The sequence below is a fragment of the Microbulbifer epialgicus genome, assembly GCF_041447265.1.
Classification (GTDB): Bacteria; Pseudomonadota; Gammaproteobacteria; order Pseudomonadales; family Cellvibrionaceae; genus Microbulbifer; species Microbulbifer epialgicus.
Map to the genome: position 1 here is coordinate 1 of NZ_JBGMEK010000127.1, position 7,317 is coordinate 7,317.

General features: G+C 45.2%; 4 protein-coding genes. All 4 read right to left on the reverse strand.

The window, feature by feature from the left end; all coding sequences use genetic code 11:
• Positions 1 to 264: 264 nt before the first annotated feature.
• A complete protein-coding gene (locus tag ACCI49_RS22740; RefSeq protein ID WP_371841520.1) occupies positions 265 to 4,629 on the reverse strand; it encodes an RHS repeat-associated core domain-containing protein in 4,365 nt (1,454 codons plus the stop codon).
• 129 nt (positions 4,630 to 4,758) lie between these two features.
• A complete protein-coding gene (locus ACCI49_RS22745) occupies positions 4,759 to 5,181 on the reverse strand; it encodes a tetratricopeptide repeat protein (protein ID WP_371841521.1) in 423 nt (140 codons plus the stop codon).
• A 106-nt stretch (positions 5,182 to 5,287) separates the two neighbouring features.
• Complete coding sequence (locus ACCI49_RS22750; RefSeq protein WP_371841522.1) at positions 5,288 to 6,358, reverse strand: FlgD immunoglobulin-like domain containing protein; 1,071 nt, start codon at positions 6,356 to 6,358, stop codon at positions 5,288 to 5,290.
• Positions 6,355 to 7,221, reverse strand: coding sequence for a TolB family protein (locus ACCI49_RS22755; protein WP_371841523.1), 867 nt, complete (start codon positions 7,219 to 7,221; stop codon positions 6,355 to 6,357). The genes ACCI49_RS22750 and ACCI49_RS22755 overlap by 4 nt, the downstream gene beginning before the upstream one ends.
• Between the last annotated feature and the right edge of the window lie 96 nt (positions 7,222 to 7,317).

A 7,317-nucleotide genomic window follows, 5' to 3' on the forward strand; every position in this document is an offset into this window, starting at 1 on the left:
CTTGTGTTTGATGATGCGATCATTAGTATGGATCATGGGGTTTATCCTTGGTTTTGCTTTTAGGCTTAGGCACCTTCATCAAAACTGGTAAACCCCTCTTTTTCAAGAGGATGTGTCAGATTTGGTCTGAACTAATCCAATTTATGACTCATAGCCAGTCGTGGCACATCCTTGTACCACACCAACTCGTTAACTTTTTAGCTGCCTCGATTAATAGTTAGAAACCAGAATTCAAAATATTACTCTATTAATTTTATGTCATTCTCAATTCGGTTTTCTCCATCGCTCCCTCTCTTCTTCAGTGGCACCAGGATCACAGTGCGGATGAACTGAGCCAACGCTTATAATACATGCTGCCATGCCAAAAGCGTTTTTACTCAATGTGTTCGTCCCCTTCAAGCGAGCACACCACTCAATTATTGCTTCACCACACTCTTTCATATTTTCTTCTGATTTTCGGTCAACCTCATCAAAAGCTGTCTGCAACTCCTTAAGGGCATCTTCGATTGCAGGAGAGGGGTCAGGGAAATCCTTCTGAAGTGCATCATTAAACTTCTCGACATTCTTTTTATAGTCGTCCCAACCATCTTTTTGCTTATCATCTCCTGAGCAACCAGGATCATCTGGTTTTTCGCAAGGTTTCCAGCCAACGATGTAGCCACCGGACCATATAGGCTCCTCACAGCCTGGAGCAAAAGGATTAATCATATCACCATACAAATCGCCCAAGCGTTTGACAGAGAGCCCTTTGGGATCGATGAACGATAAAGGATTGCCTTCAACATACGCAAAAGTATTCAATCCGCCATTCAAACCAATTGGATCACTTTGTAGGTATCGACCGTTATTCGGATCATAATCCCTGAAGTAATTATAATAGTGCGGAGCTTCTCTTCCCTTGATTTGTCCAGGAAACCTTAAATTGACCTCAATCAATTTAAGATCCCCATCTGGATCCATATTGGGCTCCAAGTGCCCAAAAGCATCACTATCCCAGCGCCATACGACTGTATTATCGTTAGTGCCGATCCGTGGGGTATTCAAATGATCACTATGTAAGTAGGTTATCGTCGAGCTCGAAACATCGCCCTCACTATAATGAATTTCTGCCTGTGCGACCGGCATATCACCTAAATATATATAATCTACTTGGCTTTTAATAGTATTGCCATCAGCGTTGATATTGGTTTCACTCAAGTATTGACCATTTAGGTTATAGTGCAACAGGCTATCTTCATCCTTATCAGTACGCACTCTTTGTCCAAGGGCGTTGTAATAGTATGTGCCCAATAGTGCACCATTTTCACGGTAAGTTCTCAGGCGATTTGCGTGATTATAAGTATACTGATAAGCGGCATCACTATGGCTAATGGTATTACCAACCGCATCGATTACCCAAGCCTTTCCAGCTTTTTCAGTAAGTCGATTGGAGCCACCCTCATAATTATATGAAGTAACCTCAGTAGTTTGATCTAATTCGGTGGAAGTTTGCTGTGTACGATTACCTACAGGATCGTACTGGTAGCTACTTTTCCTCTCCAGATAGTTTTCATCAGTGAGCCGACGAAGATTATCATAAGTAAAGGATCTGGTTTTATCAGCTTCAAGATTGTCGACGATTCTAGTCACATTATTGACTTGATCATAACTGTAGACTTGCGATTGAATATCACCGATACCAGTCGCATTAATCGCTTGCAAGCGTCCAGCCTGATCATAGCTATAACTCTGGGTAATTCCATTGCCATACTCCATAGACGAAATACCCATTAGAGAGTCATACTGAACATTACTCACAATGGTTTGTGCTATTGCCTCGGCACTTTCCTGGCTGGTGATTGCACTAATACGTCCGAATGTATCGCGGCTATAGCGGACAATGCGACCAGAGGGGTAAGTAATGCTGGAAACCCGTCCTTCACTGTCATAGCTGTACAGGGTTCTAAAATTCCAACTGGCAATAGCATCGTCTTGTTGAGTGATACGTCCCAAAGTATCGTAAGTAAGCATCGATGATCCAGCATCATTACTGTAACCTGTAAGTCGTCCCACTCCATTATTACCATCAGAGGTGTCGTCGTAAGTAAAGGTTACATTTTCAGAAGGGTTATCAGGATAACTGATACCGGTAAGGCGATTGAGAATATCGTAGGTAAAATTTCTTACAATATTACGAGCATCGGTACTGGATATAAGATTTCCTGAAGGATCATAAGTATGGCTACTTATTCCCGTATCCGGACTGATTAACTTGGTCAGATTGCCCGCTAAGTCATATTCATAGCGTGTACTATTTCCGCGGGGATCTATTACCTCTGTCTTGCGACCTAAGGCATCATAACCAAACTGTGTACTAACCGCTAAGCTATTGGAGTCCTTTATAACTTGTATTAAGCGGCCCAAACCATCATAGCTTAGTTGGGTATTAATCCCGTTAGCATCGGTAGACAAGATCATACGATCCATAGCATCATAACTAAAGTTCGTAGTCTGTTGCTGAGCAATAAGGATCTGCTTAGTACGGTTAAGCTCATCAAAAGACTGGCTCAGGCTGCTTTTAAGATTACCTTCGCCATCATAAGTTTCTTCAACCAGTTTATTACCCTGAGAGTCAAGAGTATATTTAGTCTTATTTCCCTCAGCATCTTCCTTCTCGATACGTCGGTTGCGTGCATCATAACTAAATAGCTGAATATTACCATTTGACTCACTGACTTTAGTGACATTACCACGGCTGTCATATTCATAAGTGGTAACAAGATCGTCTTCACTACTATCACTATCAGCCCCTAAAACTCTCTTCTCTAATAGCCAGCCACGCGGATGGTAACTATAAGTAGTTACTAGGCCATTAGCATCACGAGTTTGGGTTGCACTACCCTCTACATTATAAGTCAGAAATTCCTGACTATGCCCCAGGGCATTTATGATCCTTTTGAGATCACCTTTACGGTAACAGTTACCGCCGTTGTCGCAACCACTAAAATCTGTCGTATCATAGTAGCTGTAGGTGACGATATCCTGCACATCCGTGCGAGGGCCGTCTACCTGCCTGATTAGTGCGCTATCCGGGCAATTGGCCTCACCGTTACAATAAGTATACGTGGTAATAGCGTAGCTATTATCATCTTTACGTTGCCTGACGCTGGCGATATTAATCGGCTGGTTTTGCGCATCTCGTATAAAAGTGTATTCGGTGCGGAATACCTTGCCTGGCTCCTTACTGGAAACCGTCTCCTCACTCGTCATCCAGCCGTGGTCATAAGCCCAGCTTCGCGTAATTACTTCACCACTGGCAAGAGTAGTATTTTCACTGGTTTTTTGGGCTTGACCATTATAGGTATAGTCAGTGGCTGTGAGTAGAATTAAGTCATCCCCCTGCTTTTCCCAATACTCTGTACGAATCCGATCTTTAGCGTCGTTATACACTTGACGATATTCATTACCCAGGGGATCATTACGCTGTACCAGATAGCCAGCTTCATCGAAGATAAAAGTACTATTGCGAATATCTAACACTTCTCCACTAATAGTCTTAACAGTCTCGGTAATCTGAGTTGTACCAGTCTCTACGTAATCCAGCTCAATGGTATTCTGCCCTTCAATCTGCTTGATTACCCGACCATCACTATCGTAGGTATTGGTTACCCAGGCACCTTCAACACCACGCTGCAGACCAGTAATCCGGTTGGCATCAGCGGCATCTTCGTATTTAAAGCTATGCTGGTAGCTGTCCAGACCTGAAACCTCCAGCAAATTACCACGAGTTGCGCCATTTAACTCATCATGGCTATAGTCTATACGGCGCCCATCACTGGCTATTACATGGGTTAGTCGGCCAGTATCTTCATTGTAATAAAAATCGACTGCTGCACCAGTGAGTCCACCATCCGCCCCTCTCTCTTCGATGCGAGTTAGGCGCGGCTGGTAGGCCACTACCATAGGATTATCTGGATCGACACTGTTGGGAGAGGTTCCAACGAGCGGCAAGCGGCCACGCTCGTCATAGGTCAATTGATGGCTTTGACCTTTCTTGTTAAAGATAGATACCAAACGACCATCCGCATCAAATTTATCACGGTTGCCATTAGCATATTCAAATGTATAACTGCCATCGGCATGCTCAGTTAGTGTACCCTGCGGAGCATCCCTTGGTGTCACATAAGCACCACCTGTAAATACAAAAGTATTGCGACGGCCGCATCCTGAGCGTATTAAAGCGGAGCCATCTGGATATTCGAACAAACGGCGGTCATGATCAAATGCCCAACCATACCCAATAGCACTATCAAACTGGGAACGGCTATCAAAACGACGTACCAAACGGATAGGATAGTAGGAGCCTACCTCTAAATCTGTATCATTCAAATAAAAACTACCATCGAAAGCGTGAATAGGGTCACCTACGGCCCCATCTTCACTCCCACCAGCTCCCCCATCGCCATTACCGGAGCCACCGCCACTATTACAACACTGACCTGAACTACGCTCACAAGACGGTGGCTCTGGTGGGCCAGGAGGTGGGTCACCCGCAGAACTACCACCAAAGTCATGCGCACTCGCGGCGTGCAATAAAAAACTTGCACACAGCCCCACAAAGGCTGTGCGTAAATTCCCCCAACTGGTCATCTTGTAATCCTTTTCTAAATCTACTGCAAAGCAAGATGCAGCCTTTAACCATCATTAAGGTTGCTATTGCACACTTCTTGAATGCACTAATTTTCAATGGTGTATATTTAATACGTTAAAGACCAATCTTTAACGACTCATTAAGGACGTATACTGGGCATAGGCTTGGTCAGCTTTATCTTGCTGGCCCAGGTTTTCGAAAGCCTGTCCGCGACGAAGATGTATGTCTGCCCTTGAGGAGTTCAATTCTGCGGCCAGATCATAAGCTTCCAAAGCCTGCTGCCATTGACCCCACTCTTTCCAGATATCTCCCATCAGCAGCCACCCTTCCTCGCTCTTTGGTTCGCGCTGTAAATGGAGGTCCACCTGCTGATAGGACTTTTCCAGTTTTCTGGCACGATAATAGTACTGAGCAAGCTCCAACTGTTGAGCCGCATTGCGCTCGCTTGAATGTATCTGTTCCAGTTCCTTAAAGCGCGTGTGGGCCTTTTTGTCTGCAGCCACTACGTTAAACGAAAATAGAACCCCAAAAATTATTGCTATTGCTTTCATTTTGAAAAGATACCTTTCAATTCATTCGCAATCCATTGATGCGCTGGCCAAGTAAGCGAAAAAGGCACACTTGGCTACGCAACACCCTTTAAAAAATCGTGTCTATTTAGCGCTTCACCCAAAATTTAAGGGTTGCCGTGCCAAAGTTACCCTCATAACCGCGAACATTCACCGTAACGTAATGCTCCCCTTCATTGACGCTTGAGGTGTCCCAGTGCCAGGTCATAGGTAAAAAACCCACCTCAGTTTCAAAAGCAAAAGTGCCATCGACGTAAAACACAGGTTCGAATCGACGCTCTAGCAGCCTTTCCTTATCTTTTTTAGCCACATTCAGCCGTACAGGAACGCTTCCGGAAACCACCCAGCGCCCTTCTGCATCTTTCTCTGCATCCATGCCCAGCGTTAAGAAAGTCTCAAAATCACTGCGCGTTTCCAGGGGCTGGTCCGCATGAAAGTACATCCGCTTATTGTGCTTACGCACTTCTACTTTTTTGCGGCTGTTTTCTTCTGTCAGCTCTGCAAAAGCAACACTTTGAGGCTTCCCTCCTACCAACAGAATATTTTCATTCAGGGAGTAAGCTGTCACTGCCAGATTCAATTTTGGGTGCGCATTGACCCTCAGTGCATTAGATGCATCCCATCCATCCCAGACTTCTGCTTGAGTTCCCCCTGGACGAGGTGCCCAATCCAGCAGGGTTCGAAGGAGCGGCCCCCCCTCTTTCAGCCCAATACGAATACTGACCCGTGCCGGTCTCTCAAGATGATAATGGATTAAACCGGTTTCCTTATCCCAACGCACATCACTCACATTGACTATTTCATCACCGGTTAAATCGGTTAAGTCATGAGTCACATTATGCTCAGCATTGACTGCCGTAAGGGAGTAGCTGTAGGCCTCGGGTGGTACTACACGGCCTTTCAGATCCATTCCATTCCAGCTCAGCGCATGCTCTCCGGCCGCAAGTTCTTCCTGCTTTACTTGCTTTACCAGGCGATCACGTCCGTCATAGATATTCAGAGAAACGCTTGCGGGTTCATCAATGGAAAAATGTATTTTTGCACTTTCCCCTAATTCGGGATCAAAAGCCTGGCTCTCGGCTCTGACTTGAGTTACTTCAAGTGCCTGCGTGAAAGAACTTGCCAAACCAAGGAGGAGAATCCAACCCAGTTTATTCATGAACGTCTCCCTTTTAGCGGTGCCCAAACAGCATGTCGTGCACCTTCAGGATTCTTGGTAATTGCCTGTAGGGACTTTGTTGGAATATCGTAAACCCAGATATTCAACCCGCCTTGACGGGTTGAGTGGAAGAGTAATTGGTCCCCACCTGGAGACCAGCTCGGACGGGCATCTAATGCGGGATTTTGAGTTAGCATTTCTGTCTGGCCGGCAGGCTGCCTAAGCCAAATTTCATAATTACCAGACTTATTCCCAGAATAGGCGATCACGCCATCATCTCTAACTGCGAGGTCAAAGTGATAGAGCGAACTAACCGTCAATTGCTCAGTGCTTCGTGTTTTAACCCCTACCCTCCAAATGTCATGAACCTGGCCGCCATCTCCGGAAAGAAAATAGACATATCTTCCATCTGGAGACCAGCTGGGCTCATGTTGCAGACGTGGCATGGATGTTAGTTTATCTAGCTTTTTCGTGGCAAAGTGATAAACATAAATATCATTGTCATCGATACTGCTAGAAGTACTTAGAGAAAAAGTAAAGCTATCTCCTTTAGGACTGACAACCGCATCAAGGATATTAGGCATTGGTGCCTTGATTTCCTTTAAGGCCCTTGTGCGAATATTCAGCTTATAAAGCCTGCCATCGTGTAGATTCACCAACAGGTTTTCGCCATCCGGATACCAGGAAATACGAGATACATCAGCCCTAATTTCGGTTAACTGTTCTGAAATCTCACCACTGGTATCCGTTAGCCACACTTCCCAATAGCCATCAGCGACACCGAGATAGGCGATATCTTCTGCTACACCTATTCGGGCTACACTGCTGAGAAGCAGGGCAGCCATTAACTTCTTAAAACCCATAATACGCGTATTTCTCTTTATAACTATCGATAAAGGCTTACAACCCCTCGGTACAAGGTACTCTCACCAGTCTCTGGTGACACCGCTTGTATCGCA